The organism is Nocardioides sp. Z43_10 (assembly GCF_059766615.1).
The window spans coordinates 553,975-579,750 of record NZ_JCBAJY010000002.1; the positions used below are offsets into that span (position 1 = coordinate 553,975).

Consider the following 25,776-nt stretch of genomic DNA (forward strand, 5'->3'; position numbering starts at 1 on the left):
GGGCAGGGGGTGCGCTCAGGTCAGGGGGAGGAACGGGGTGAGGTCGGCGCGCTCGCCGCTGGCCCGGACGATCCCGGCCCGCTCGGCCTCCGGCCACGCCGTCTCCCCGCGGGCGAGCGCGATCCACGTCTCGGCGTCCATCTCCACCACGGCCGGCGGCGTACCGCGCTTGTGGCGCACGCCGGGCACCACCTGCACCGCGGCGTACGGCGGGACGCGGACCTCCACCGAGTGCCCGGGCGCCTTGTCCTGCAGCAGGGCGAGGTAGTGCTTCACCAGCAGCTTGAGGTCGGCGCGCTCCGCCGTACCGTGCCCGAGCCGCTCCAGGGCGGCGGCCAGCGCCTCGGGATCGGCGGGAGTCAGGCGACGCGTGGACACGCACTCATTCGACCACACCCGCCGCGGGGCCCCTGCGTGGTCGTGTGCCTGAGCACGCGCCCCACCGCGTCACCAGACACACAACCCCACCCAGCCGGCGTACGGCGCGGCCCCAGGCCCCGGTCGTGTGCCTGAGCACGCGCCCCACCGCGTCGTGGGGCACACGACCCGCTCAGTGCGAGGCGCGGGGCGCGGGGCGGCGCGGCGAGGCCCAGGGCGGGCGCGAAAGGGGTCGGCGCGGAGGGCGCGCGGTCCTAGGGTGGGCGGCATGGACCGTCGGGTGCTGGTGCTGAACGCGGGGTCGTCGTCGCTGAAGTACCAGCTGGTCGACCCCGGCTCCGGGGAGGCCGGGGTCAGGGGGCACCTCGAGCGGATCGGCACGCCGAGCGCCGCGCTGCGCCACGTCGACTCCGCCGGTGAGAGCGCGCGCGACGCCGACCTGCCCGACCACGGTGCCGCGCTGGAGACGATGCGCGAGCTGCTGGCGGGCTCGGGCGTGACCGGTGACGACCTGCTCGCGATCGGGCACCGTGTGGTGCACGGTGGGCCGCGGCTGACCCGGCCGGTGCGCGTCGACGACGACGTCCTGGCCGAGATCGAGCGGCTCTCCCTGCTCGCTCCCCTGCACAACCCACCGGCCGCCGCCGGCATCCGCAGCGCCCGGGCGGCGTTCCCGGGCGTGCCCCAGGTCGCCGTCTTCGACACCGCGTTCTTCTCGGCGCTGCCCGCGGCGGCCGCGACCTACCCGATCGAGAAGGACGTCGCCGAGCGCCACGAGATCCGCCGCTACGGGATGCACGGCACCAGCCATCAGTACGTCGCGAGCGAGGTCGCCGCCTATCTCGACCGTCCGCTGCACCAGCTCGACCAGATCGTGCTGCACCTGGGCAACGGGGCCTCCGCGGCCGCGATCCGGGGCGGGCGCCCGGCCGACACCTCGATGGGGATGACCCCGCTCGAGGGCCTGATGATGGGCACCCGCGCCGGCGACCTCGACCCCGGCGTGCTGCTGCACCTGCTGCGCCACGGCGGTTACGACGCCGACGGCCTGGAGGACCTGCTGCACCACCGCTCCGGCCTGGAGGGGATGGCCGGCGTGCACGACTTCCGCGACCTGCTGGCGGCGATCGACGCCCGCGACCCCGGCGCGGTGGCCGCCTACGCGGCGTACTGCCACCGGATCCGCAAGTACGTCGGGGCCTACCTCGCGGTGCTCGACGGGGCGGACGTGGTGGCGTTCACCGGCGGCGTCGGCGAGCACAACCCCGCCCTGCGCGCCGACTGCCTGACCGGCCTGGACCGGCTGGGGATCGAGGTCGATCCGGCCCGCAACGAGGACGCCGGCGAGCACCCGACCCGGGTCCGGCGGATCTCCACCGACACCTCCCGCGTCGCCGTGCTCGTCGTCCCCACCAACGAGGAGCTGGCCATCGCCCGGCAGGCCGCCGCCCTCGTCGGCTGAGTGCGCGCCCCACCCCCATGTAACGCGGAGTTATGGCTACTGCCACAGCGGTAGAACGCTGTGGTGGAGGGCATAACCCCGCGTTACATGGCGGCGGGGGTACGGCGGGCGGGCTGCGGGCCGTACGGCGTCAGTCGGCCATGTCGCCCGGCTGGCTCGTGGTGGACGGGGACTCCTCGGGAGCCTTCGCGCCCGTCCAGGTCCAGTCGCGGACCTCGGGCAGGTCGTCGCCGTGCTCGCGGGTCCACTGGTGGGCGCGCCGGCGGGTGTCGACCATCAGCTGGCGCACCGTCGCCGCCCGCGAGCCCAGCCCGGGGACGCGGTCGATGACGTCCATGACCAGGTGGTAGCGGTCCATGTCGTTCATCATCACCATGTCGAAGGGCGTGGTGGTGGTGCCCTCCTCCTTGTAGCCGCGCACGTGCAGCTTCTCGTGGTTGGTGTGGCGGTAGGCCAGCCGGTGGATCAGCCAGGGATAGCCGTGGTAGGCGAAGATCACCGGCTTGTCGGTGGTGAAGATGTTGTCGAACTCGCGTGAGCTCAGCCCGTGCGGGTGCTCGCGGGCGTCCTGCAGACGCATCAGGTCGACCACGTTGACGAAGCGCACCTTGAGCTCGGGCAGGTGCTCGCGCAGCAGCGCCGCCGCCGCCAGCGCCTCGAGGGTGGGGACGTCTCCCGCACAGGCGAGCACCACGTCCGGCTCGCCGTCGCCGTCGGTGCTCGCCCACTCCCAGATGCCCAGGCCGCGGGCGCAGTGCAGGTCGGCCTCGTCGCCGGAGAGCCAGTCGAAGGTCGGCTGCTTGCCGGCGACCACCACGTTCACGTAGTGCCTGCTGGCCAGGCAGTGCTGCATCGTGGAGAGCAGGGTGTTGGTGTCCGGCGGCAGGTAGACGCGGACCACCTCGGCCCGCTTGTTGACCACGTGGTCGATGAAACCGGGGTCCTGGTGGGAGAAGCCGTTGTGGTCCTGGCGCCACACGTGCGAGGTGAGCAGGTAGTTCAGCGACGCCAGCGGGGGCCGCCACTCGATCTCCCGGGTCGTCTTGAGCCACTTCGCGTGCTGGTTGAACATCGAGTCGACCAGGTGGATGAACGCCTCGTAGCAGCTGAAGATGCCGTGCCGCCCGGTGAGCAGGTAGCCCTCGAGCCAGCCCTGGCAGGTGTGCTCGGAGAGGATCTCCAGCACCCGGCCGCTGTGCGCCAGGTGCTCGTCGGAGGGGAGGATCTCGCCGGCGAAGACCTTGTCGGTGACCTGGTAGACCGCGTCGAGGCGGTTCGAGGCGGTCTCGTCGGGCCCGAAGATGCGGAAGTTGTCGGCGTTGTCGCGCACCACGTCCACCAGGTACTGTCCGAAGACCCGGGTGGCCTCGTGGGTGGAGGCGCCCGGGCTGACCACCTCGACGGCGTGCGTGCGGAAGTCGGGCAGCTCCAGCGGCCGCAGCAGCAGGCCGCCGTTGGCGTGCGGGTTGTCGCTCATCCGTCGCGTCAGCAGCGGGGCGAGCGCCCGGATCCGCTCGACCGGGACGCCGTCGTCGTCGAAGAGCTCCTCGGGACGGTAGGAGCGCAGCCACTCTTCGAGCTGGGCGCGGTGCGCGTCGTTCTCGCGGGTGCCCGCGAGCGGCACCTGGTGGGCACGCCAGGTGCCCTCGACCTGCACCCCGTCGACGACCTTCGGGCCGGTCCAGCCCTTGGGCGTCACCAGCAGGATCATCGGCCACGGGCGCCGCTCGGTCTCGCCGCGCTCGCGGGCGCCCACCTGGATGTCGGTGATGGCGTCGTGGGCGGCCTCCAGGGCCGCGGTCATCTGCTGGTGCACCAGATCCGGGTCGTCGCCCTCCACGGTGATCACCTCGTGGCCGTAGCCACGCAGCAGGCTCTCCAGCTCGTCGCGCCGGATCCGGGCGGGGATCGTCGGGTTGGCGATCTTGTAGCCGTTGAGGTGCAGGATCGGCAGCACCGCGCCGTCGTGGACCGGGTCGACGAACTTGTTGGCGTGCCAGGAGGTGGCCAGCGGCCCGGTCTCGAACTCGCCGTCGCCGACGACCGCGGCGACCAGCAGGTCGGGGTTGTCCATCGCCGCGCCGTACGCGTGGGACAGGACGTAGCCGAGCTCGCCGCCCTCGTGGATCGAGCCGGGCGTCTCGGGCGCCACGTGGCTGGGCACGCCGCCGGGGAAGGAGAACTGGCGGAACAGCTCCCGCATGCCCTCCTTGTCGTAGCCGACGTGCGGGTACACCTCGCTGTAGGTCCCCTCGAGCCAGCCGTTGGCCACCGCCGCCGGGCCACCGTGCCCGGGACCGGCGAGGAAGATCGCGTTGACGTCACGGGTGCGAATCAGCCGGTTGAGGTGGGCGTAGACGAGGTTGAGCCCCGGCGTCGTGCCCCAGTGGCCGAGCAGCCGCGGCTTGATGTCGTCCGGGACGAGGCCGCGTTCGACCAGCGGATTGTCGAGCAGGTAGATCTGGCCCACCGAGAGGTAGTTGGCGGCGCGGAACCAGGCGTCGATGTCGGCGAGCTCCTGCTCGTCGAGCGGCTGCTCCGCAGTGGTGGTGCTCGGGCGGGGCGCGGTCTGCGTCATCGGCGGCTCTCCTGACTCGAGGATGCTCGCTCCCACCGTGCCACGCCGGCCGGCCCGGCGACAGAGGTCATCCGCCCCGGCCCGCGGATGCGGTGGAGCGGGCGAAGCGCTCGGCGGCCTCGGCAACCAGGTCCGCGAGCTCGGCGGGCTCCTCGACCCGGAACTCGGCCCGCACCCCGGCCAGCACCATCAGCGGCCAATCGAGGTCGTCGGAGCCCATGGTGAGCACGCAGCCGCCCGCGTCGTCGGGTACGACGCTGCCCCAGCGCCCCACCCACGCCTGGACCGTCGCGGCGTCGGTCGCGAACCTCACCCGCACGAGGTGGCGCATCGGCCGGCCGGCGATGCCCGCCCGCACGAACGCGAGCGCGTCCTCGGCGGGCAGCTCGCGGGGCCGGAAGCGCGTGCCGCTCACCTGGGGCCCGGTGACCCGGTCGACGCGGAAGCTGCGCCAGTCGTGGCGCTCGCGGTCGTAGCCGACGAGGTACCAGCGCGCCCCGATCGAGACCAGCTGGTACGGCTCCACGTGGCGCCGGGTCCGGGCCCCGCCGGCCGCGGTGTAGGCGAAGCGGACCGGCTCGTCGTCGCGACACGCCTGGGCGAGCGTGGTCAGCGTCCCGGCGTCGATGCTCGGGCCGCGCCAGGGCGCCGGCACGGTCTGTGACTGCAGGGCGTCCATCCGCCGGCGCAGCCGGGGCGGCATCAGCGAGATCACCTTGGTCAGCGCCTGCAGTGCGCTCGACTCCATCCCCTGCACCGACCCGGCCGCGGCGCTGCGCAGCCCGACCGCGATCGCGACCGCCTCCTCGTCCTCGAGCAGCAGCGGCGCGAGCGTCCCGCCGGCGCGCAGCTGATAGCCCCCGGCGACCCCGCGCACCGCGTCCACGTCGTACCCGAGGCCGCGGAGCCGGTCGATGTCGCGGCGCAGGGTGCGCCCGCTGACCTCCAGCCGCTCGGCCAGCTCGGCGCCGGGCCAGTAGCGGTGGGTCTGCAGCAGGGAGAGCAGTCGCAGCATCCGTGCGCTGGTGTTCACGAGAACCAGGCTAGATCCGATTGAGGACGGAAACTGACCGGAAGCCTTCCTAGCGTGGACGGCATGACGAACTCACCCGCAGGACCCGTGATCCGCACCCGGTCGCTGACCCGGAGCTTCACGCGACACAAGCAGACGATCCAGGCCGTGCGCGGCCTCGACCTGGAGGTGGCCCACGGCGAGCTCGTGGCCTTCCTCGGACCCAACGGCGCCGGCAAGTCCACGACGCTGCGGATGCTGACCACGCTGATCCCGCCGACGTCGGGCAGCGCCGAGGTGGCCGGCTTCGACGTGGTCACCCAGCAGCGCGAGGTGCGCCGCAGCATCGGGTACGTCGGGCAGGGCAACGGCGCCGGTCACCAGCAGCGCGGGCGCGACGAGCTGGTCAGCCAGGCCCGCGCCCACGGACTGACCCGCGCCGAGGCGAGACGGCGCGCCGACGAGCTGGTCGAGGCCTTCGACCTGTCCGAGGTCGCCGGCCGTCCGGTGGCCACCCTCTCCGGCGGGCAGCGGCGCCGCCTGGACGTGGCGATCGGGCTGGTGCACGCCCCCCGGCTGCTGTTCCTCGACGAGCCCTCCACCGGCCTCGACCCGCAGAACCGGGTCAACCTGCAGGAGCAGATCCAGGCGCTGCACTCCGAGTACGGCACCACGATCGTGCTCACCACCCACTACCTCGAGGAGGCCGACGCGATCGCCGGCCGGGTGATCGTGATCGACCACGGCGTGGTCATCGCCGACGACACCGCGGCGCGGCTCAAGGCGGGGCTGGGCGACCTGGTCACGCTGGGCTTCGACGACCCCGACGCGGCGGCGGCGGCCGCGGCCCGCGTCGTACACGCCACGGAGTCGAGATCCGGCACCGTCGACGTCAGCGAGACGACGCTGCGGCTGCGGGTGGCGCACGGGCGCGACCTGGCACCCGGGCTGCTCGCCGACCTGGACCGGTCCGGCTCACCCGCCCGGCGGATCGAGGTGGTCGGCCCCACCCTCGACGACGTGTTCCTCGAGCTCACCGGCCGCAGCCTGCGCGAAAGCGGCACCCCCACCGACTCCCCGGCCGACGCCGGCCCCTCGAAGGAGAACGCAGCATGACCACTCTCACCGCTACCTCGCCCGTCCGCTTCGACGCCACCCCCGGGTCGGTGACCGGGCGGCCCACGACCTTCCTCGCCGACACCTGGAACGTGCTGACCCGCGAGCTCAGGCCGGTCTGGCGCGAGCCCGCGTCGGTGCTGTTCGCGATGGTGCAGCCGCTGGTCTTCCTGGCGCTGTTCGCGCCGCTGCTGCCTGACACCGGCGGCTCCGCGCTGCAGTGGTTCGTGCCCGGCATCGTCGCGATGACGGTGCTGATGGGGGCGTCGTTCACCGGCGCCAACCTGACCAGCGAGATGCTCACCGGCTCCCACGAGCGGCTGCTGGTCTCGCCGCTGAGCCGGTCCTCGCTGCTGGTCGGGCGGGCGCTCAAGGAGGTGGTGCCGATGCTGATGCAGACCGCGATCATCCTCGCGGTGTGCGCGCCGTTCAGCTTCGACCTGCACCTGGGCGGGGCGCTGCTCGGCACCGCGATGTTCGCGCTGTTCAGCGTGGGCGTCGGCTCGCTGTCGTTCGCGCTCGCGCTGGTCGCCAAGGACAGCGAGTGGCTGTTCTGGACGGTGCAGCAGACGCTGATCTTCCCGGTGCTGCTGCTGTCGGGGATGATGCTGCCGATCGACGGCGCACCGCGCTGGCTCCAGGTCGCCTCCGACCTCAACCCGCTCACCTACGTGGTGGAGGCCGCGCGCGAGCTCTTCGCCGGGTCCTACCCCGCCGGCGAGACCGCGGCCGGCTTCGCCGCCGCCGCTGTCGTGGCCGCGCTCGGGCTGGTGGTCGGGCTCCGGGCGATGCGCGCCAGCAGCTGACCCGCCCGGGCGGGGTGTGCCCTCAGAGCCCGTCGAGGATTTTGACGGTGGCCGCCCAGGCGGGGTGCTCGACGTCGACGACGGCCATGTGGTCGCCGGGGACCTCGAGCACCTCGACCTCCCCGCCCGCACCCGCGACACGCTCGGCGTAGCGGGTGGACAGCTCGAAGGGCACCGACTCGTCGTCGCGCGAGTGCACGCACCACACGGGAACGGCGAGCGGGGCCTGGCGCAGCGGGTCCACCTCGTCGTACGACGCGTCACCGACCAGCGCGGCGACCACCGGGTCGTCGCCGGCCGCCCACTCCAGGTCGAGGATCGCGGCGAGCGCCACCACGCCGGTCAGCTCGACGCGCGCGGGCCAGCGACCGAACCGTCCGCGGGCGGCGGCCCAGGCGGCCAGGTGCCCGCCGGCGGAGTGGCCGACCGCGACGACCCGGGTGAGGTCGAGGCCGTCGACGTCGGCCAGCGTGTCGATCGCGGCGGCGATGTCGTCGAACATGGCGGGGAAGTCGCCGCCGGAGCCGATGCGGCGGTACTCGACGTTCCACACCGTCCAGCCGCGCCCGGCGAGATCCCGCGCGGCGGGCTGGGTCAGGTCGAGGCCGTAGGCGGCCTTCCACGAGCCGCCGTGCACCAGCACCACGACGCCGCGCGACTCCCCCGCGGGCCGGTACAGCTCGCCGTACTGCGAGGCGTCCTCGCCGTAGGCGATGATCTGCGGTTCCACACTCACTCGGCACTCACTCCCATCGCCCGCCTCGGGCCTTCTTGATCTGCGACCGCTGCTTCTTGCCGGCGAGCCGGCGTTCCTTGGAGCCCCGGGTGGGGCGGGTGGCCCGGCGCGGCCGCGGTGGCGGCGCGCAGGCGTCTCGCAGCAACGATGCCAGGCGCTCCCTGGCGGCGCGTCGATTGGCCAGCTGGGTGCGGTGCTCGGAGGCGGCGATGGTGACCACGCCGCCGACCAGTCGGCCCTCCAGCCGGCTCAGCATCCGTTGGCGCTGTACGTCGCTCAGCGTCGGGGAGGCGGCGACGTCGAAGGAGAGCTCCACCCGGCTGTCCGCGGTGTTGACCCCCTGGCCGCCGGGCCCCGAGGAGCGCGAGAAGCGCTCGGTGAGCTCGGCCGCCGGGATCACCAGCGACCCCGTCACCACCAGGTCGTCGGCCATCGGCCCATCATCCCCGACGCGGCACTCTGCGCCGACTCGACGCCCGCTGAGCGCGAACTCGCGCCGACTCGGCGCCTCCTGAGCGCGAGCTCGCGCCGACTCGGCGTCAGTTCAGGGCGGCGGGGAGGGTGGCGGCCCAGGCATCGCGGACCTCGGCGACCGGGACGCTGAACTGCCCCTGCACCACGATCTCCTCGCCGCCGGTGCGCCCGAGGTCGGTGACGGGTACGCCGTGGGCCTGGGCGGCGGCGCGGAAGGCGTCGGCCTGCTCGTCGGTGACGGTGACGATCGCGCGCGCCGCGGACTCCGCGAACAGCGCGAGGAAGGCGTCCCCGTCGGCCACGTCGTCCACCGAGACCGTGACCCCGACGCCGCGCCGGATCGACGACTCGGCCAGCGCCTGGGCGAGCCCGCCGTCGGAGAGGTCGTGGGCGCTGGTGACCAGGCCCTCGGCGGAGGCCTGCGCGAGCAGCTCGGCCAGCGCGCGCTCGGCGGACAGGTCCACCCGCGGCGGCAGGCCGCCGAGGTGGCCGTGCACCACGTGGGCCCACTCCGAGCCGGAGAGCTCCTCGCGGGTGGCGCCGAGCAGCAGCACCTGCTCGCCGGCGGCGGCGAAGCCCGACGGCGTACGGCGCGTGACGTCCTCGATCACGCCGAGCACGGCGACCACCGGGGTGGGCAGGATCGGCACGTCACCGGTCTGGTTGTACAGGCTGACGTTGCCGCCGGTGACCGGGATGCCCAGCTCGAGGCAGGCGTCCTTGAGGCCGCGGCAGGCCTCGGCGAACTGCCACATCACGTCGGGGTCCTCGGGCGAGCCGAAGTTCAGGCAGTCCGAGATCGCCAGCGGCACGGCGCCGCCGGTGGCCACGTTGCGGTAGGACTCCGCCAGCGCCAGCTGCGCCCCGGTGTAGGGGTCGAGCTTGGCGAAGCGGCCGTTGCAGTCGGTGGAGACCGCGACGCCGAGGTTGGTCTGGTCGTCGACGCGGATCATCCCGGAGTCCTCCGGCTGCGCGAGCACGGTGTTGCCGCGGACGTAGCGGTCGTACTGGTCGGTGATCCAGGACTTGTCGCACAGGTTGGGGCTGGCCACCAGGCGCAGCAGGGTCGCGCGCAGCTCGTCGCCGCTGCGCGGGCGGGCCAGCGCCTCCGCGCCGTCGGCCTGCAGGGCGTCCTGCCAGGACGGGCGCGCGAACGGCCGCTGGTAGGTCGGGCCGTCGTGGGCCACCGAGCGCGGGGGCACGTCGACGACGCGCTGGCCGTGCCAGTCGATCTCGAGGCGACCGGTCTCGGTGACCTCGCCGACCACCACCGCCTCGACGTCCCACTTGGCGCAGATCGCGAGGAAGGCGTCGACGTCGCCGGGCTCGACGACCGCCATCATCCGCTCCTGCGACTCGCTCATCAGGATCTCCTCCGGCGAGAGCGTCGAGTCGCGCAGCGGGACGCGGTCCAGGTGCACGTGCATGCCGCCGTCGCCGGCCGAGGCCAGCTCGGAGGTGGCGCACGACAGGCCGGCGCCGCCGAGGTCCTGGATGCCGGCGACGAGGCCGGCCGCGAAGATCTCGAGGGTGCACTCGATGAGCAGCTTCTCCTCGAAGGGGTCGCCCACCTGGACGGCCGGGCGCTTGGCCGGACCGCCCGCGTCGAAGGTCTCCGAGGCGAGGATCGAGACGCCGCCGATGCCGTCGCCGCCGGTGCGCGCGCCGTACAGGATCACCTGGTTGCCGACCCCGGAGGCCTTGGCCAGGTGCAGGTCCTCGTGGCGCAGCACGCCCACGCACAGCGCGTTGACCAGCGGGTTGCCGACGTAGGTCTCGTCGAAGACGGCCTCGCCGCCGATGTTCGGCAGGCCCAGGCAGTTGCCGTAGCCGCCGACGCCGGCCACGATCCCGGGCAGCACCCGGTGGGTGTCGGGCGCGTCGAGCGGCCCGAAGCGCAGCGGGTCCATCACCGCGACCGGGCGCGCGCCCATCGCCAGGATGTCGCGCACGATGCCGCCGATGCCGGTGGCCGCGCCCTGGTGCGGCTCGACGTACGACGGGTGGTTGTGGGACTCGACCTTGAACGTGACCGCGTAGCCCTGGCCGATGTCGATCACGCCGGCGTTCTCGCCGATGCCGGCCAGCATCCGGCCCGCGGGGGTCTGCTGCGGGATCTCGCTGAACTGCTTGAGGTGCACCTTGGAGCTCTTGTAGGAGCAGTGCTCGCTCCACATCACCGAGTACATCGCCAGCTCGCTCGAGGTGGGCCGGCGCCCGAGGATCTCGCGGATCCGCGCGTACTCGTCGGCCTTCAGTCCCAGGTCGACCCAGGGCTGCTCCCGCGAGGGGTCCTGCGAGGCGATCGCGACGGTGTCGAGGGTGGAGCCGGATGGGGCGCGAGTCGTCTCGGTCACGGCCCCCATCCTAGGGTCCGCCGCGGGTGGTGGCGGCGGACCGGTCGCCGGGCGGACGGCCGGGTCTCACTCGTAGGCGACCAGGGTCTCGTCGTCGTAGAGCAGGACCCGCCCGTCGGCGGCCGAGACGACGGCCGAGGGGTCGTCGTCGTCGAGCTCCAGGCTCCACACCGCGGAGTCCGCGCCGAGCTCGTGGTAGGCCAGCACGCCCTCGTCGAGGGTGTAGATGCCGCCGTCGGCGAGGGCCAGGTGCCCCTGGTAGGTGCCGAGCGCCTGGAGGTCCGCGTCGTACAGGGTGTCGGTGGTGTAGGACATCGCATAGGAGTCCCCACCGGAGGTGAACGGGGTCAGGTAGAAGTAGCCGCCCTCGCCGCCCTCGATCTCCAGGTCGCCGACCTCGCCGTCGCGGTCGACGATCGTCGCGGCGGGCTCCGCCTCCTCGTCGTAGTCCTCCGGCGAGTGGTAGAGCCGGGTCTCGGAGAACAGCCCGACCCGGGAGCCGTCCTCGCCGCCGTCCTCGGTCCACAGCTCCTCACCGGACTCCGCGTCGTAGGCCACCACCCGGTCGCCGCCCAGCGCGACGAACTCCTCGTTCGCGGCGAGGGAGATGAGCGCGGGCTCGTCGAGCTCCACCGGGACGCTCCACTGCTCCTCGCCGTCCTCGAGGGACACCTTGCGCAGCTCGTCCTCGACGATCAGGTACGCCGCACCCGCGCTGAACGCCTCGGCGCGGGGCGGGTCGGTGACCCACACCTCCTCGCCGGTGTCCGCGTCGAGCAGGCCCATCTCGTCCAGGCCGACGAACACGACGCCCTCCTCGATGCTCGCCACCAGGCTGCGGTCGTCGTGGCTCCACAGCACCTCCCCGTTCTCGACGGAGAGCGCGGTGATGCCCTGGACGTCGTAGGCCGAGGCGACGATCACGTCGTCGCTGCCGGGCACCACCCCGTTGACCTGCATGCCGCCCTCGAGCGTGGCGCTCCACCGCTCCTGTCCTGCCCCGTCCAGGGACACCACGTCACCGCCGTCGCCCAGCGAGACCACCAACGAGTCGCCGACGTCCATCAGGCCGGTGAGCTTGTCGGGGGCCTCCCAGCTCCAGGCGCGTTCCGGCTGGGAGGTCACCGGCGCCACGAGCGCGCCGCCGGTGGCGCTCAGATAGCGACCGCCGCCGCCGTCGCCCGAGCCGAGCAGTCGGGTGGCCAGGAACGTGCCGCCCACGGCCAGCAGCACCGCCACCACGACGACACCGGCGATCAGGCCGATCCGCCGTCCGCGCCCGGTGGGGGCGGGGGCGGGCTGTCCGGGCTGTCCGGGCCAGCCTGGGGGCTGACCCTGGGGGTAGCCGTGGGCCGGGTAGGCCGGCTGGGCCGGCTGGCCGGGCCAGCCCTGCGCGGCGGGCTGCTCGTAGTAGGCGGCGGGCTGCTGGTAGTGGGCGGCGGGCTGCTGGTAGTAGCCGGGCGGAGCGGTCTGCGGCGCCGGCGCGGCACCGCAGCGAGGACAGGCGCTCACACCGGGAGGCAGCGGGGCGGCGCAGGCGCCACAGGAGCCGGGGGGTGTGGGGTACATCGGCACTCGCTCTCGTACGTCCGCTGGTGGCACAGGTCAGCCCGCGCGGCTCACCGAGCTGATCCAGGACGCGTGCAGGGGCCATCTTTCCCCGTGCCGGTGTCGCGCACGCCCGAACTGCGGAGGGGGAAGCGAATTACAGCGGAGTAGTTGGTTCCGAGGCCGTTTCTGGAGTGACGGATGGGGTTAGGGTGACGATCGCCCAACCTTGGAGAACCCCCATGCGCCTGCTTTCCCGATCCGCCGTCAGTGCCCTCGCCGGGGCCCTCGCCGGGGCCCTGCTCACGGTCACGCCGGCCCCCGCCCAGGCCGCGAACGTGGCGACGCCGGGCAACTTCACCGGCTACGGCTTCGACCAGTGCGTCGCACCCGACCAGGCGAAGATGGACCGCTGGCTGGAGACCTCCCCGTTCCTCGCGGTCGGCATCTACATCTCCGGAGCCTCGCGCGGCTGCCGGTCCCAGCCCAACCTGACGCCGGCCTGGGTGAGCACCCAGCTGGCCAAGGGCTGGCGACTCCTGCCGATCACGCTGGGGCCGCAGGCGTCGTGCAGCACGAGCTTCCCGCGCTACGGCAACGACCCGACGATCAAGCCCAACCCCGGCGCCAACGGCAGATACGGGCCCGCCCGCGCGCAGGGGCGCAACGAGGCCGTCTCGGCGGTCGCCGCCGCGAAGGCGCTGGGCATCGCCGCCAGCAGCACCCTTTGGTACGACCTCGAGCACTTCGACGTCACCAACACCCACTGCCGCGAGTCGGCGCTCGGCTTCCTCAGCGGCTGGACGGCGCAGGTCCGGGCGCTCGGCTACAAGTCCGGCGTCTACTCCAGCGCCAGCTCCGGCATCAAGGCCCTCGACGACGCCCGCCGTACCCGCCCCGGGGTGTTCCACCTGCCGGACGCCATCTGGATCGCCCGCTGGGACAACAAGGCCGACACCTCCACGTCGTACATCGCCGAGGACGGCTGGCGTCCCGGCGGCCGGGTGAAGCAGTACCAGGGCGGCCACAACGAGACCTGGGGCGGCGTCACCATCAACATCGACCGCAACTACCTCGACGTCGGCCGCGGATCGCGCCCCGGGCCCGCCCGGCTCGGCTGCGGCAACGTGAAGATCGACTACCAGGGCTACCCGCAGATCGCGCCGGGCGCCCGCCAGCCCCGCAAGATCCGTGCGCTGCAGTGCCTGCTCAAGCAGAAGAAGCTCTACACCGGCCGGCTCAACGGGCGCTACACCCGCCCGACGCAGCGCGCCGTGGCGTCCTTCCAGGCCTCACGCGGCCACGCCGTCTCCACCACCTGGTCGACGACCAACTGGATGCGCCTGCACGCCGAGGGCCGCCAGCCGGTGCTGAAGGTCGGCTCCACCGGCTTCGCCGTACGCCGGGTCCAGCGCGCCCTGAACACCGCCGGGGTGGCCAAGCTCCCCGTGCACGGACACTTCGACGCCACCCTCGACCAGGCGGTGCGGGCCTGGCAGCGCCGCGCCGGCCAGCCGGTCACCGGCGTGATCGCCGCCAACAGCTGGCAGGCGCTGGCGGCCGGGCGACGCTGAGGGCGGGCGGGCGGCTGTCGGTCCGCCCCTGCGTCGACGTCCGGCCGCCAGGGCACGCCGTTTGGTCCCCAACGGATGCCATTTCGCGTCCGGACATGCCGTCTCTGACCAATCGACGACCCTCAGCCCCCGCCGTACGCACCACCGACAGCCCCGCCACGAACCGAACGCGGCCAACCCAGGCCGAAACTCAGCCCGGCAGGCCACCGTTTGGTCCCCAACGGACGCCATATCGCGTCCAGACATGCCGTCTCTGACCAATCGACGACCCCTCACGCCGCCGCGCCGCAGGTACGACGACAGCTCCGCGAGGAGCCGCCCTGATCCGGTCAACCAGATGAGCGGGCCCAGCACTGAGTCAACAGGTCACCGTTTGGTCCCCAACGGGGGCCGGAGCGCGCCAGAGCATGCCGTCTCTGACCAATCGGCGCCCCACCAGCGCGGCAGCGCCGGCGCGCGTCAGCCGACCGGGGGGCCGGCGACCAGGGCGACGCCGGTGAGCGCGACCACGGCGACGACGCCGGTGAGGGCACCGCGCAGCGGGTTGCGCAGCAGCCAGGCAGTCGGGCGCTCGAGGCCGCTCGCCGGCTCGGCGGAGGTGAGGCGCCAGGTGTCGCCCAGCAGGCCGCGCGACTCGGCGTACCGGTCGAACCAGACGGTCATGAACGGCGGCACGGCGCTGACCAGGCCGAGCAGCGCGCGGCCGGGCGACCACCGCTGGTCGATCGCGACCAGCACGGTGACCAGGCAGTAGGCGATGAAGACGGTGCCGTGGATCATCCCGCCGACGCTGACCAGCGCCTCGGTGGTCTCGGTGACGTACTTGAGGAACATGCCGGTGAGCAGCAGCGCCCAGGTGAACGCCTCGGCGACGGCCACACCACGGAAGAGCTTGAGCGGACTCATGCGAAGACTCCTACAGCGAGGCTGGTGAAGAAGCCGAGCCCGTCGGTGCCCGGACCGCACAGGTCCTCCACCGCGTGCTCGGGGTGCGGCATCAGCCCGACCACGTTGCCGCGGGCGTTGGTGATGCCGGCGATCGCGCGCAGCGAGCCGTTGGGGTCCTCACCCAGGTAGCGCGCGACGACCTGTCCCTCCCCCTCGAGCCGGTCGAGCGTGTCCTCGTCGGCGACGAAGGAGCCCTCGCCGTTCTTGAGCACGATCGTGACCTCGGCGCCCTCGTCGTACGACGCGGTCCAGGGGGTGCGGTTGTTCTCGATCCGCAGCCGCTGGTCGGTGCAGACGAACTTGCGGTGGTTGTTGCGGATCAGCGCACCGGGAAGCAGGTGGGACTCACACAGGATCTGGAAGCCGTTGCAGATCCCCAGGACGGGCATCCCGCGCTCGGCGGCGACGACGACCTCGGTCATCACCGGCGAGAACCGGGAGATGGCGCCGCAGCGCAGGTAGTCGCCGTAGGAGAAGCCACCGGGCAGGACGACGGCGTCGACGCCCTGCAGGTCGTGGTCCCCGTGCCACAGCGCGACGGCCTCGTGCCCGCCCAGACCGACGGCACGGCGCGCGTCGACGTCGTCGAGCGAGCCGGGGAAGGTGACGACCCCGACCTTCACGAGCCGGCTCCGACGACGTGGGGGACGCCGTCGACGTGGACGGTGAAGTCCTCGATCACGGGGTTGGAGAGCAGCGTCTCGGCGATCCGGTGGACCTCGGCGAGGCGCTCGTCGGTGGCCTCCCCGTCCAGCTCGAGCTCGAAGCGCTTGCCCTGACGGACATCGGCGACTCCGGTGAAGCCCAGTCGCGGCAGCGCGCCGTGCACGGCCTTGCCCTGGGGGTCGAGGATTTCGGGCTTGAGCATGACGTCGACGACGACACGGGCCACGGGGCGGCTCCTTCTGCGGCAGGGATGCGCCCCCAAGTCTAGGCGGCAGGGGCCAACTGCCCGGATCTGGTCTCGCCGGGCGTCCGACGCCGCCCGACGCCGCCCGCCGCCGCCGGAGGACGACGGGTGACAACGTGCACAACCGGAGTGACACTGGGGAGATGGCTTCCACCGACCCCCGCACCCCGCGCGCGATGACGTTGGATTTCCCGCAGTCCCTCGTCGTCTACGAGCACTACGCCGATGCGCAGAAGGCCGTCGACTTCCTGGCCGACAACAAGTTCCCGGTCGAGAACTGCATGATCGTCGGTACGGACCTCAAGCAGATCGAGCGGATCACCGGTCGGCTGACCTACGGCCGGGTGGCCTTGGCCGGCATCGCGTCGGGCGCCTGGGTGGGCCTCTTCGTGGGCCTGATCTTCTCGATCTTCGGCGATGATGCGGTCCTGGCCGTCATCCTGTCCACGGTCTTCGTCGGCGCCGTCTTCGGGCTGATCTGGGGCCTGATCGGCTACGCCCTGACCCGCGGCCAGCGCGACTTCTACTCGGTCAGCTCCGTGGTCGCCACCCGCTACGAGGTGCTCGTCGAGCACAAGCACGCCGACGCCGCGCGCCAGCTGCTCGCCACCCTGCCCGGGGCGATGCCTGACCCCTTCGCCTGAGCCGCGCCGTACCCCGAGCACGGGGTACGACGCGGGCGTCGCGACAGCGAGCGCTCAGTTGAGCTCGCGCTTGAGGATCTTCCCGGTCGCGGTCATCGGCAGGCTGGGCGCCAGCTCGACGATGCGGGGGTACTTGTAGTTGGCCATCTGCGACTTCCCCCAGGCCACCAGCTCCTCGGCGGTGACCGAGGCGCCGTCGTTGAGGATGACGTACGCCTTGATCTCCTCGCCGTGGCTGTCGTGGGGCACCCCGACGACGGCGGCCAGCGAGACCGCCTCGTGGGTCATCAGGACCTCCTCGATCTCGCGGGGGTACACGTTGAACCCGCCCCGGATGATCATGTCCTTGGCCCGGTCGACGATGTAGTAGAAGCCGTCGGCGTCACGGCGGGCCAGGTCGCCGGTGCGGAACCAGCCGTCCTTCATCACCTCGGCGGTGGCCTCGGGGCGCTGGTAGTAGCCCTTCATGATGTTGTGCCCGCGGATCGCGATCTCGCCGACCGCGTCCTCGCCGGTCTCGCTGGTCGGCACCACCTCGTTCCAGGCGGCGTCGACGAGCTTGACCTCGATGCCCCAGATCGGTACGCCGATCGAGCCGGCGCGGGGCTCCTGCTCGGGGTCGCTGAACGTCGCCACCGGCGAGGTCTCCGAGAGGCCGTAGCCCTCGAGGATCTGGACGTGGAAGCGCTCCTTGAACTGCTTGAGGATCTCCACCGGCAGGGCCGAGCCGCCGGCGATCGCCAGGCGCAGGTTCGCCGCGATCCGGTCCACGTCGACGCCCTCGCCGAGCGCGTTGAGCAGGCCCCAGAACATCGTCGGCACGCCGGCGAACACGGTGATGTCCTCGGACTGCATCAGCGCCAGCGCCTGGTCGGCGTCGAAGCGCGGCAGCAGCACCAGGGTCGCGCCGACCGAGAAGCCGGCGTTCATGTTGACCGTCTGGCCGAAGGAGTGGAACAGCGGCAGCACCAGCAGATGGGTGTCGCGGTCGGTCGGGCGGGAGTCGAAGAGCCGGTTGCAGGTCTGCGCGTTCATCACCATGTTGGAGTGGCTCAGCTCGGCGCCCTTGGGCTGCCCGGTGGTGCCGGAGGTGTAGAGGATGACCGCGGTGTCGGTCGGCTCGGTGGCGACCGACTCGAACGTCGCCGGCTGGCCGCCGAGCGCCTGCACCATGGTCGGGACGCCCTCGATCGGCGAGTCGGCCATCATGTCCGCGGTGATCACGAAGAAGCTCTCGCAGCCCTCGGCCAGCTCGAAGCCGGCGTGTCCCTCGCTGGCCATCGGCAGGTCGGGGGTGCCCTCGAAGCAGAAGTAGGCCTTCGCGTCGGAGTCGTTGAGGTGGTAGCCGATCTCGCGGCCCTTCAGCAGCACGTTGAGCGGCACGACGACCCCGCCGGCCTTGAGGATCCCGTAGTAGACGACCGGGAAGTAGGGCAGGTTCGGGCAGGACAGCGCGACCTTGTCGCCGGGCCGGATGCCGCGTGAGACCAGCAGGTTGGCGACCTGGTTGGCGAAGCCGTCCACCTGCGCGTAGGTCAGGCGGAGGTCTCCGAGCACGACGGCGGCACGGTCGGGGTGGCGGCGGGCAGAGTCCTCGAGGAAGACCGACAGATTCAACATGGGCACAACCTACTCGGCGGTAGTGAGCCGCGTCACCGGGATCCTCCGACATCTTCGCCGAGGTCGCGCGCCGCCCGCCTCAGGTCGCTGCGGATCGCGGCCGGGCCGAGGACCCGCAGCGCGAGACCGACCGGGCGGCGCCAGCCCGGGGCCTCGAAGCTCACCTCGGCGTGCACCCGGGTGCGCGGCCCGCGTGCCGCGGCCGGGGCCGGGGCCGCCGCGAACGTCAGCCGCAGCCGGGCCACCAGGCCGCGCCACTGCCCCACCTCGGCCCACACCCGCCCGGGGACGTCCTCGGTGACCTCCATCAGCGGACGCAACCCGACGCGCGTCACGTCGTACCAGCGGGCCCCGACGCCGCGCGGCGGCCCGTCGAGCGGCTGGACCGCCCGCAGGCTGGACTGCCAGCGCGGGCGCAGCGCCGGGTCGGCGAAGTAGCCCTGGGCGCGCTCGGGCGACGCCGCGACGAGCACCTCGACCGTGAACGCCATCTCAGCTCCCGAAGCCCCGGTCACAGCCCGCCCGGCCGGTCAGAACCTCTCGCCGGTGAGCCGCTCGTAGGCCTCGACGTACTTGGCCCGGGTCAGCTCGACCACGTGGTCGGGCAGCCGCGGCGGCGCCTGTCCCGACGTACGGTCCCAGCCGGACTCGGCCGAGGTCAGCCAGTTGCGCACGATCTGCTTGTCGTACGACGGCTGGGCGCGCCCGGGCTGCCACTCCTCGGCCGGCCAGAACCGCGAGGAGTCGGGGGTGAGCACCTCGTCGGCCAGCCAGATGCCGCTGGGCCCCTCGGGCCCGACGAACCGGCCGAACTCGAGCTTGGTGTCGGCCAGCACGATGCCGCGCGCGCGGGCGATCTCCTCGGCCCGGGCGTAGACGGCCAGGGTCAGCTCACGCAGCTGCTCGGCGTCGTCGGCGCCCACGGTGGCGACCACCGCGTCGAAGGAGACGTTCTCGTCGTGCTCGCCCTGCTCGGCCTTGGTGGCCGGGGTGAAGATCGGCTCCGGCAGCCGGGAGCCGTCCTCGAGGCCGGCAGGCAGCGCCACGCCGCAGACCTCACCGGTGGCCCGGTAGTCGGCCAGGCCGGAGCCGGTCAGGTAGCCGCGGGCCACGCACTCGACGGGGTACATGTGCAGGCGCTCGCAGATCACCGCCCGCCCGCGCACCGAGGCCGGGACGTCGATGGACACCACGTGGTTGGGCACCAGGTCGGCGAGCTGGTCGAACCACCACAGCGACATCCGGGTGAGGATCTCGCCCTTGTCGGGGATGGTCGGCTCCAGCGCGAAGTCGTAGGCCGAGATCCGGTCGCTGGCGACCATCAGCAGCCGGCCGGCGTGCTCGCCGGCGTCGATGCGGTAGAGGTCGCGGACCTTGCCCGAGTGCAGGTGGGTCGCGCCCTCGACGGCCGGGGCAGGCGTGTGGTCGATGCTCACGTGGGCCAGCCTAGGGGGCGGACCCGACCCCGTGGTCTCGGTCTCGCGCCGTAGGCTGGCTCACATGGCAGTCGTCAAGATCAACGCGATCAGTGTCCCGCCGCAGGCCGGTCCCGAGCTCGAGCGCCGTTTCGGCGAGCGCGCCGGCACCATCGACGGCACCCCGGGCTTCCTGGGCTTCCAGCTGCTGCGCCCCACCGCGGGCGAGGAGCGCTACTTCGTCGTCACCCAGTGGGAGGACGACGCCTCGTTCGAGGCCTGGCGCGACGGCGACGCCCGCGCGGCGCACGCCGGGCAGCACGGCAAGCCCGTCGCCTCGGGCGCCAACCTCCTCGAGTTCGAGGTCGTCCTCGACGTCAGGCCCTGACCTCTCAGTAGCGCAGCTCGAAGCCCGCGGTCCCCTCGGGCGGCACGTGCGCGACGCGTACGTCGTGCACGCGCGCGAGTCGCGGCCCCTCGCGACACCACGCCACGATCGCCGCCACCGCGTCCGCCTCGCCCTCGAAGTGCGCCGCCACCGAGCCGTCGGGCTCGTTGCGCACCCAGCCGCGCAGTCCGAGCCGGGCCGCCTCCTGCTCGGTCGCGGCCCGGAACGACACGCCCTGGACCCGACCGGTCACCACCACCTCGACGGCACGCTCACCCATCCGCCCATGATGCCCGACCCGCGCGCCCGCGGCGTCGAGGCGGCTGCGCTTGAGTCCGGCTGGATGCTGGAGCGATGGGAGAGGAACGGGGGGCCGCCGAGCAGGCCGCGGCCGCGCCGTACGTGCCCGACCCGCGCCGCTGGCGGATCCTGGGTGTCACCCTCGTCATCGGCTTCATGTCGCTGCTCGACGTCACCATCGTCAACGTGGCGATCCCCTCGCTGCGCGCCGGCCTGGACACCTCCACCGCGAACATCCAGTGGGTCGTCTCCGGCTACGCGCTGACGTTCGGGCTGACCCTGGTCGCCGGCGGGCGCCTCGGCGACGCCTACGGGCGGCGCCGGTTGATGGTGATCGGGCTGATCGGCTTCGTGCTGTCCAGCGCGGCGGTCGGCTTCGCCCCCGACGCCGCCACGGTGATCGCCGCACGGCTCGCCCAGGGCGCGTCGGCCGGGCTGCTCACCCCGCAGAACTCCGGGCTCATCCAGCAGCTGTTCCGGGCCGAGGAGCGCGGGCGCGCCTTCGGCATGTTCGGGTTCACGGTGGCCACGGCGTCCGCGGCGGGGCCGGTCCTGGGCGGGGTGATCATCGCGCTGGCCGGCGCCGAGAACGGGTGGCGCTGGCTGTTCTGGATCAACGTCCCGATCGGGCTGGTGGCGCTGGTCGCGATCTGGCGGCTGGTGCCCGGCGCCCCCCGGCGCGGAGGCGAGCGGCCCGGCATCGACGTGCCGGGCGCCCTGCTGCTGGGCGGGGCGGTGCTCTGCGTGCTCTACCCGCTGGTCAGTGCCGAGGGCGGACAGCGGCTGCCGCTGCTGCTCCTGCTCGGGGCGCCGCCGCTGGCCTGGGCTTTCGTGCGGTGGGAGAGCCGGCTGCGCGACCTGGGGCGCCAGCCGCTGCTCGACCTCGCCCTGCTGCGCCGTACCCCCGGGTTCGCCGGCGGGCTGGCCATCGGGACGCTGTACTTCACCGGGTTCACCGGCATCTTCCTGGTGCTCTCGGTGCACCTGCAGGAGTCGCTGGGGCTCTCGGCGCTGGAGGCGGGGCTGCTGACCATCCCGTTCGCGCTCGGCGCCGCGATCACCTCGCCGCTGGCCGGTCGGCTGGTCTTCCGCTGGGAGCGCAGGGTCACCCTGACCGCGCTGGTCACGATGATGAGCGGCATCGCGCTGGTCGCGCTGCTCGTCCCCGGCCGGGAGGGCAGCGCGCTGTTCTGGACCCTGGTGCCGTGCCTGCTGCTGGCCGGTCTCGGCGGCGGCGGGGTGATCTCACCGAACCTGACGCTCACCCTGGCGCGGGTGCCGCCGGAGATGGGCGGCGCCGCCGGCGGGGCGGTGCAGACCGGGCAGCGGATCGGGTCGGCGCTCGGCGCGGCGATGCTGATGACCGCCTACGGGGTCGCGCTCAACGTCTCCCCCGCGGCCGGGCTGCGCGCCGCGCTCGGCACCGCGCTGGTGCTGCTGAGCCTGGCCCTCGGCGTCGCGGTGCTCAGCGCCCGCTCCACCGGTGCCCGCTCCGCGCCCGGCGCCGGATCCGAGGCTGCGGCCTAGCTCGGGGGTCCCGTGCGCCCGAGCGTCTCGCGCAGCGCGGCGAGCGCGGACACCTCGGGCGTCCAGCCGAGCTCGGTACGGGCGCGGGTGGTGTCCATCAGCACCGGCCGGGTGAGCGCCGCGACCCACTGTGCCGGCGACGGCAGTCCGGGCAGGCGGGCGAGGAGCCGGGCCAGCTCCTGCACGGGCGCGCCCGGCAGGGACACCGGGAGCAGCCCCAGCTCCCGGGCGATGTCGACGCTGCTGAGCGTGTCGTCGGCGGCGATGTTGTAGGCCCCGGGCGGACCGGCGCCGACGATGCACCTCACGAGCGCCCGGCCCACGTCGTACTCGTGGATCAGCTGGAGCGGCAGGTCGGGCACCGGCACGGGGAGCGGCGGCAGGCGCCGGGGCAGCAGCCGCGACCAGCCGGTCGGGAGCCGACCGGCCAGCCAGGCGGGCAGCTCGGCCTTGGCGCCCACGGTGTGCGGGCCGAGGACGATCGGGGGGCGCAGCAGGTACAGGTCGATCTCGGGGTGGGCCGCCGCCTCGCGCAGCAGCAGCTCCTCGACCTCGGCCTTCTCCTGGGCGTAGAACAGCCGGGGATCGGGGCGGACCGGGCAGTCCTCGTCGAGCTCGGCAGGGTTGTCGCGGTGGAAGCCGTAGGCGGCCACCGAGGAGGTGTAGACGAAGCGGCGCGCGCCGGCGGCGAGCGCGGCCCGGAAGGCGTTGCGGGTGCCCTCGACGTTGATCTCGCGGGTGGTCTCCCGCGCGCCGCCGACCACCACGAACGCGAGGTGGACCACGACGTCGGCGCCGTCGAAGGCGCGGGCCAGGGACTCCGGCTCGCGTACGTCGCCGCGGCGGTAGGTCATCTTGGGCCACCCGTGCGCGGCCGGGTCGAACGGACGGCGGGCGGTGCCGACCACCCGTGCCACCCGCGGGTCCGCCTCGAGCAGCGGGGCGAGCCCGAAGCCGAGGGTCCCGGTCGGCCCGGTGACCGCCACGCTCAGCTCGGTGTCGTCGGGGTCTGGCTGCGGAGTGCTCACCGCTGCCAGGTACCCAGGGGCGGGCGGGTCAAGTGGGGGTGGCGGCGGGCGGTGTACCGGCCGGAACTGGCCACGTGAAACTGGCACTTCCCACGTGTTCCTTCACGTGGGAAGTGGGGGTTTCACGAGTTAACTCGTGAAACCCGCAGCCCCCACGCGCCTCACAAGATGTCCCCCGGCGCGTACCCCGCAGCCCCCGGATGCCGCGCGGCGAGCGCGTCCACGCGCCGTACCACCTCCTGGACCTGGGCGACGGCGGCGCCGGTGAACTCGATCGGCTCGGCGACCAGGGCCGAGATCTGCTCGCGCGAGAGCCCCAGCCGGGGGTCGGCGGCGAGCCGGTCGAAGAGGTCGTTGACGGCGAGGCCCTGGCGCATCTCCAGCGCGACGCCGACGGCGTGCTCCTTGATGGCCTCGTGCGCGACCTCGCGGCCGACGCCGTTGCGGACCGCCGACATCAGCACCTTGGTGGTGGTCAGGAACGGCAGGTAGCGATCGAGCTCGCGCTGGATCACCGCGGGGAAGGCGCCGAACTCGTCGAGCACGGTGAGGAAGGTCTGGAAGAGCCCGTCGGCGGCGAAGAACGCGTCGGGCAGCGCCACCCGGCGGACGACCGAGCAGGAGACGTCGCCCTCGTTCCACTGGTCGCCAGCCAGCTCGCCGACCATCGACAGGTGCCCACGCAGGATCACCGCGAGCCCGTTCACCCGCTCGCAGGAGCGGGTGTTCATCTTGTGCGGCATCGCCGAGGAGCCGACCTGGCCCTCCTTGAAGCCCTCGGTGACCAGCTCGATGCCGGCCATCAGCCGGATCGTGGTGGCGAGGTTGGAGGGGCCCGCCACCAGCTGGACCAGCGCCGAGACGACCTCGAAGTCGAGCGAGCGCGGGTAGACCTGGCCGACCGAGGTGAGCACGTGGTCGAACCCGAGGTGGGCCGCGACCCGGCTCTCCAGCTCGGCCAGCCGGGCGGCGTCGCCGTCGAGCAGGTCGAGCATGTCCTGGGCGGTGCCGACCGGGCCCTTGATGCCGCGCAGCGGGTAGCGCGCCAGCAGCTCCTCGACTCGCGCGATCGCGACCAGCATCTCGTCGGCGATGCTGGCGAACCGCTTGCCGAGCGTGGTCGCCTGGGCGGCCACGTTGTGGGAGCGACCGGCCATCACCGTGGTCTCGTGCTCGGCGGCGAGGCGCCCGAGGCGGACGGCGGCCGCGACGCCGCGGTCGCGCAGGATCTCCAGCGACTGGCGCACCTGCAGCTGCTCGACGTTCTCGGTCAGGTCGCGCGAGGTCATCCCCTTGTGGATGTGCTCGTGACCGGCGAGCGCGCAGAACTCCTCGATGCGGGCCTTCACGTCGTGGCGGGTGACCCGCTCGCGCGCGGCGATCGAGGCCAGGTCGACCCGGTCGACGACGGCCTCGTAGGCCTCGACGACCCCGTCGGGCACGTCGATGCCGAGGTCGCGCTGGGCCTTGAGCACGGCGATCCACAGCTGGCGCTCCAGCACGATCTTGTGCTCCGGGGACCAGATCGCGGCGAGGTCGGCGCCGGCGTACCGGGTGGCGAGGACGTTGGGGAACTCGGGCACGGGCGTCACTTTCCGTCGGGGGTGGGGGTCGCGGAGGCCGCGCGGGCGGCCTTCGCCGCGATGTCGTAGCGGTGCTGGGCGCCGGGGAAGGCGATCCGCTCCACGCCGGCATAGGCGCGGGCCCGGGCGTCGGTGAGGTCGCTGCCCACCGCGGTGACCGCGAGCACCCGGCCGCCGGCGGTGACCAGCGCGTCGCGGTCCAGGGCCGTGCCGGCGTGGATGACGTGCACGCCGGAGACCGCCTCGGCCTCCTCGATCCCGGTGATCAGGTCGCCGCGCGAGGAGGACTCGGGGTAGCCGCGCGAGGCGAGCACGACGGCGACGGCCGCGCCGGGCTTCCACGCCGGGGCCGGTACGGCGTCGAGCCGGCCGGTCGCGGCGGCGTACAGCAGCGGCGAGAGCGGCGAGTCGAGCAGCGCCATCAGGGCCTGGGTCTCCGGGTCGCCGAAGCGGGCGTTGAACTCGATCACCCGGGTGCCGCGCGAGGTCAGGGCGAGCCCGGCGTAGAGCAGTCCGCGGAACGGCGTGCCGCGGCGCGCCATCTCGTCGACGGTGGGCTGAAGGACGTCGCGCAGCACCTCGTCGACCAGTCCCTCGGGCGCCCACGGCAGCGGCGTGTAGGCGCCCATGCCGCCGGTGTTGGGCCCGGAGTCGCCGTCGAAGATCCGCTTGAAGTCCTGGGCCGGCTGCAGCGGGCGCACGGTGACGCCGTCGGTGATCGCGAAGAGGGAGACCTCGGGGCCGTCGAGGTACTCCTCGATCACGACGCGCCCGCAGGCGGCGGCGTGCTCGACCGCGGCCCGCCGGTCCGAGGTCACCACCACGCCCTTGCCGGCGGCGAGGCCGTCGTCCTTGACCACGTACGGCGCGCCGAACTCGTCGAGGGCCTCGGCCACCTCCTCGGGGGTGGTGCAGAGCCGGGCGGCGGCGGTGGGCACGCCGGCGGCGGCCATCACCTCCTTGGCGAACGCCTTGGAGCCCTCGAGGCGGGCGGCCTCCCGGGACGGACCGAAGCAGGCGATCCCACGTCCGGTGACCACGTCGGCGACCCCGGCGACCAGGGGCGCCTCCGGGCCGACGACGACCAGGTCGACGCCGAGCCGCTCGGCGAGGTCCGCCACCGCCGCGCCGTCGAGCGGGTCGACCTCGTGCAGGGTGGCGACGGCGGCGATGCCCGGGTTGCCGGGGGCGGCATGGACCGCACTGACCCCGGGATCGAGCGAGAGGGCGCGGGCGAGGGCGTGCTCGCGGCCGCCGGTACCGATCACGAGGGTCTTCACGGGCGTCCATCCTAGGCGCGGGCCGCGGGTGGCCCCCCACGGCTACTCGCGGCGGACGCGGCCGGGCCCGGGGTGGTGGGCCCGGCCGCGCT

At 73.2% G+C, this 25,776-nt stretch carries 24 protein-coding genes; 7 read left to right on the forward strand and 17 right to left on the reverse strand.

Features of this window, described 5'->3' with window-relative positions:
• Nucleotides 1-15: 15 nt before the first annotated feature.
• Nucleotides 16-378: a sterol carrier family protein gene (locus tag AC6EI4_RS05920; protein ID WP_498419385.1), complete on the reverse strand. Its 363-nt coding sequence runs from the start codon at nt 376-378 to the stop codon at nt 16-18.
• A 268-nt stretch (nt 379-646) separates the two neighbouring features.
• Here AC6EI4_RS05920 and AC6EI4_RS05925 point away from each other — a divergent pair, with 268 nt between their 5' ends.
• Nucleotides 647-1,840 carry an acetate/propionate family kinase gene (locus AC6EI4_RS05925; RefSeq protein ID WP_498450870.1) on the forward strand — a complete coding sequence of 398 codons (1,194 nt, stop codon included), beginning with the start codon at nt 647-649 and terminating at the stop codon, nt 1,838-1,840.
• 130 nt (nt 1,841-1,970) lie between these two features.
• Here the strand turns inward: AC6EI4_RS05925 and AC6EI4_RS05930 are convergent, their stop codons facing one another.
• Nucleotides 1,971-4,418 (reverse strand): phosphoketolase family protein, encoded by a 2,448-nt coding sequence (locus tag AC6EI4_RS05930; RefSeq protein WP_498450871.1) that lies wholly within the window; start codon nt 4,416-4,418, stop codon nt 1,971-1,973.
• A 67-nt stretch (nt 4,419-4,485) separates the two neighbouring features.
• The gene (locus AC6EI4_RS05935) at nt 4,486-5,451 is read right to left on the reverse strand and encodes a helix-turn-helix transcriptional regulator (RefSeq protein WP_498450872.1); all 966 of its coding nucleotides are present in this window, start codon (nt 5,449-5,451) and stop codon (nt 4,486-4,488) included.
• A 63-nt stretch (nt 5,452-5,514) separates the two neighbouring features.
• Between AC6EI4_RS05935 and AC6EI4_RS05940 the strand changes: the two genes are divergently transcribed.
• Together AC6EI4_RS05940 and AC6EI4_RS05945 are read left to right on the forward strand one after the other, a co-directional pair.
• Nucleotides 5,515-6,546, forward strand: a complete 1,032-nt coding sequence (locus tag AC6EI4_RS05940; protein WP_498450873.1) for an ABC transporter ATP-binding protein — start codon at nt 5,515-5,517, stop codon at nt 6,544-6,546.
• Entirely contained in the window at nt 6,543-7,352 is an 810-nt protein-coding gene (locus AC6EI4_RS05945; protein WP_498419392.1) for an ABC transporter permease, read from the forward strand. The genes AC6EI4_RS05940 and AC6EI4_RS05945 overlap by 4 nt, the downstream gene beginning before the upstream one ends.
• A 22-nt stretch (nt 7,353-7,374) precedes the next feature.
• Here the strand turns inward: AC6EI4_RS05945 and AC6EI4_RS05950 are convergent, their stop codons facing one another.
• From AC6EI4_RS05950 to AC6EI4_RS05965, 4 genes are all read right to left on the reverse strand, one after another.
• Nucleotides 7,375-8,088 (reverse strand): alpha/beta hydrolase family protein, encoded by a 714-nt coding sequence (locus AC6EI4_RS05950; protein WP_498419394.1) that lies wholly within the window; start codon nt 8,086-8,088, stop codon nt 7,375-7,377.
• 7 nt (nt 8,089-8,095) lie between these two features.
• Nucleotides 8,096-8,521, reverse strand: a complete 426-nt coding sequence (gene arfB, locus AC6EI4_RS05955; RefSeq protein WP_498450874.1) for an alternative ribosome rescue aminoacyl-tRNA hydrolase ArfB — start codon at nt 8,519-8,521, stop codon at nt 8,096-8,098.
• A gap of 106 nt (nt 8,522-8,627) precedes the next feature.
• The gene (gene purL, locus AC6EI4_RS05960) at nt 8,628-10,919 is read right to left on the reverse strand and encodes a phosphoribosylformylglycinamidine synthase subunit PurL (protein WP_498450875.1); all 2,292 of its coding nucleotides are present in this window, start codon (nt 10,917-10,919) and stop codon (nt 8,628-8,630) included.
• Between the two features lie 66 nt (nt 10,920-10,985).
• A complete protein-coding gene (locus AC6EI4_RS05965) occupies nt 10,986-12,431 on the reverse strand; it encodes an outer membrane protein assembly factor BamB family protein (protein WP_498450876.1) in 1,446 nt (481 codons plus the stop codon).
• A 278-nt stretch (nt 12,432-12,709) separates the two neighbouring features.
• Here AC6EI4_RS05965 and AC6EI4_RS05970 point away from each other — a divergent pair, with 278 nt between their 5' ends.
• Nucleotides 12,710-14,041, forward strand: coding sequence for a glycoside hydrolase domain-containing protein (locus AC6EI4_RS05970; protein WP_498450877.1), 1,332 nt, complete (start codon nt 12,710-12,712; stop codon nt 14,039-14,041).
• A gap of 459 nt (nt 14,042-14,500) precedes the next feature.
• On the opposite strand, the gene AC6EI4_RS05975 is transcribed toward AC6EI4_RS05970, so the two are convergent.
• From AC6EI4_RS05975 to purS, 3 genes are read right to left on the reverse strand one after another with little or no spacing between them, the layout of a single operon-like run.
• On the reverse strand, nt 14,501-14,947 hold the full coding sequence (locus AC6EI4_RS05975) for a DUF3817 domain-containing protein (RefSeq protein WP_498450878.1): 447 nt from the start codon (nt 14,945-14,947) through the stop codon (nt 14,501-14,503).
• A complete protein-coding gene (purQ, locus tag AC6EI4_RS05980; RefSeq protein WP_498450879.1) occupies nt 14,944-15,612 on the reverse strand; it encodes a phosphoribosylformylglycinamidine synthase subunit PurQ in 669 nt (222 codons plus the stop codon). Before purQ ends, AC6EI4_RS05975 begins: the two co-directional genes overlap by 4 nt.
• The gene (purS, locus tag AC6EI4_RS05985) at nt 15,609-15,881 is read right to left on the reverse strand and encodes a phosphoribosylformylglycinamidine synthase subunit PurS (RefSeq protein WP_498419406.1); all 273 of its coding nucleotides are present in this window, start codon (nt 15,879-15,881) and stop codon (nt 15,609-15,611) included. The genes purQ and purS overlap by 4 nt, the downstream gene beginning before the upstream one ends.
• Nucleotides 15,882-16,042: 161 nt before the next feature.
• Here purS and AC6EI4_RS05990 point away from each other — a divergent pair, with 161 nt between their 5' ends.
• Nucleotides 16,043-16,543 carry a YflT domain-containing protein gene (locus AC6EI4_RS05990; protein WP_498450880.1) on the forward strand — a complete coding sequence of 167 codons (501 nt, stop codon included), beginning with the start codon at nt 16,043-16,045 and terminating at the stop codon, nt 16,541-16,543.
• Between the two features lie 54 nt (nt 16,544-16,597).
• Here AC6EI4_RS05990 and AC6EI4_RS05995 read toward each other — a convergent pair whose 3' ends face one another.
• The 3 genes from AC6EI4_RS05995 to AC6EI4_RS06005 are packed head-to-tail and all read right to left on the reverse strand — an operon-like array spanning nt 16,598 to nt 19,599.
• Complete coding sequence (locus AC6EI4_RS05995) at nt 16,598-18,163, reverse strand: long-chain-fatty-acid--CoA ligase (RefSeq protein ID WP_498419410.1); 1,566 nt, start codon at nt 18,161-18,163, stop codon at nt 16,598-16,600.
• 32 nt (nt 18,164-18,195) lie between these two features.
• Nucleotides 18,196-18,654 carry an SRPBCC family protein gene (locus tag AC6EI4_RS06000; protein WP_498450881.1) on the reverse strand — a complete coding sequence of 153 codons (459 nt, stop codon included), beginning with the start codon at nt 18,652-18,654 and terminating at the stop codon, nt 18,196-18,198.
• A gap of 39 nt (nt 18,655-18,693) precedes the next feature.
• On the reverse strand, nt 18,694-19,599 hold the full coding sequence (locus AC6EI4_RS06005) for a phosphoribosylaminoimidazolesuccinocarboxamide synthase (RefSeq protein WP_498450882.1): 906 nt from the start codon (nt 19,597-19,599) through the stop codon (nt 18,694-18,696).
• Between the two features lie 64 nt (nt 19,600-19,663).
• Between AC6EI4_RS06005 and AC6EI4_RS06010 the strand changes: the two genes are divergently transcribed.
• Complete coding sequence (locus tag AC6EI4_RS06010) at nt 19,664-19,966, forward strand: antibiotic biosynthesis monooxygenase family protein (protein WP_498419415.1); 303 nt, start codon at nt 19,664-19,666, stop codon at nt 19,964-19,966.
• Between the two features lie 4 nt (nt 19,967-19,970).
• On the opposite strand, the gene AC6EI4_RS06015 is transcribed toward AC6EI4_RS06010, so the two are convergent.
• Nucleotides 19,971-20,246, reverse strand: a complete 276-nt coding sequence (locus AC6EI4_RS06015) for an acylphosphatase (RefSeq protein ID WP_498450883.1) — start codon at nt 20,244-20,246, stop codon at nt 19,971-19,973.
• Nucleotides 20,247-20,320: 74 nt separating this feature from the next.
• On the opposite strand from AC6EI4_RS06015, the gene AC6EI4_RS06020 reads away from it, so the two are divergent.
• Nucleotides 20,321-21,793, forward strand: coding sequence for an MFS transporter (locus AC6EI4_RS06020; RefSeq protein WP_498450884.1), 1,473 nt, complete (start codon nt 20,321-20,323; stop codon nt 21,791-21,793).
• On the opposite strand, the gene AC6EI4_RS06025 is transcribed toward AC6EI4_RS06020, so the two are convergent.
• From AC6EI4_RS06025 to purD, 3 genes are all read right to left on the reverse strand, one after another.
• Nucleotides 21,790-22,821 carry an NAD-dependent epimerase/dehydratase family protein gene (locus tag AC6EI4_RS06025; RefSeq protein ID WP_498450885.1) on the reverse strand — a complete coding sequence of 344 codons (1,032 nt, stop codon included), beginning with the start codon at nt 22,819-22,821 and terminating at the stop codon, nt 21,790-21,792. The two genes, AC6EI4_RS06020 and AC6EI4_RS06025, sit on opposite strands and share 4 nt — an antisense overlap.
• A 161-nt stretch (nt 22,822-22,982) precedes the next feature.
• Nucleotides 22,983-24,404, reverse strand: a complete 1,422-nt coding sequence (gene purB, locus AC6EI4_RS06030; RefSeq protein ID WP_498450886.1) for an adenylosuccinate lyase — start codon at nt 24,402-24,404, stop codon at nt 22,983-22,985.
• Nucleotides 24,405-24,409: 5 nt separating this feature from the next.
• Nucleotides 24,410-25,684 carry a phosphoribosylamine--glycine ligase gene (gene purD, locus AC6EI4_RS06035; protein ID WP_498419423.1) on the reverse strand — a complete coding sequence of 425 codons (1,275 nt, stop codon included), beginning with the start codon at nt 25,682-25,684 and terminating at the stop codon, nt 24,410-24,412.
• Nucleotides 25,685-25,776: the final 92 nt, after the last annotated feature.

What these genes read in the sequence shown, in the direction of transcription:
- AC6EI4_RS06020 (WP_498450884.1), top strand. Translation starts at nt 20,321, where the DNA reads ATGGGAGAGGAACGGGGGGCCGCCGAGCAGGCCGCGGCCGCGCCGTAC.
- AC6EI4_RS06010 (WP_498419415.1), top strand. Translation starts at nt 19,664, where the DNA reads ATGGCAGTCGTCAAGATCAACGCGATCAGTGTCCCGCCGCAGGCCGGT.
- AC6EI4_RS05945 (WP_498419392.1), top strand. Translation starts at nt 6,543, where the DNA reads ATGACCACTCTCACCGCTACCTCGCCCGTCCGCTTCGACGCCACCCCC.
- AC6EI4_RS05990 (WP_498450880.1), top strand. Translation starts at nt 16,043, where the DNA reads ATGGCTTCCACCGACCCCCGCACCCCGCGCGCGATGACGTTGGATTTC.
- AC6EI4_RS05970 (WP_498450877.1), top strand. Translation starts at nt 12,710, where the DNA reads ATGCGCCTGCTTTCCCGATCCGCCGTCAGTGCCCTCGCCGGGGCCCTC.
- AC6EI4_RS05975 (WP_498450878.1), bottom strand. Translation starts at nt 14,947, where the DNA reads ATGAGTCCGCTCAAGCTCTTCCGTGGTGTGGCCGTCGCCGAGGCGTTC.
- AC6EI4_RS05940 (WP_498450873.1), top strand. Translation starts at nt 5,515, where the DNA reads ATGACGAACTCACCCGCAGGACCCGTGATCCGCACCCGGTCGCTGACC.
- AC6EI4_RS05995 (WP_498419410.1), bottom strand. Translation starts at nt 18,163, where the DNA reads ATGTTGAATCTGTCGGTCTTCCTCGAGGACTCTGCCCGCCGCCACCCC.
- AC6EI4_RS06000 (WP_498450881.1), bottom strand. Translation starts at nt 18,654, where the DNA reads ATGGCGTTCACGGTCGAGGTGCTCGTCGCGGCGTCGCCCGAGCGCGCC.
- AC6EI4_RS05925 (WP_498450870.1), top strand. Translation starts at nt 647, where the DNA reads ATGGACCGTCGGGTGCTGGTGCTGAACGCGGGGTCGTCGTCGCTGAAG.
- arfB (WP_498450874.1), bottom strand. Translation starts at nt 8,521, where the DNA reads ATGGCCGACGACCTGGTGGTGACGGGGTCGCTGGTGATCCCGGCGGCC.
- AC6EI4_RS06015 (WP_498450883.1), bottom strand. Translation starts at nt 20,246, where the DNA reads ATGGGTGAGCGTGCCGTCGAGGTGGTGGTGACCGGTCGGGTCCAGGGC.
- AC6EI4_RS05930 (WP_498450871.1), bottom strand. Translation starts at nt 4,418, where the DNA reads ATGACGCAGACCGCGCCCCGCCCGAGCACCACCACTGCGGAGCAGCCG.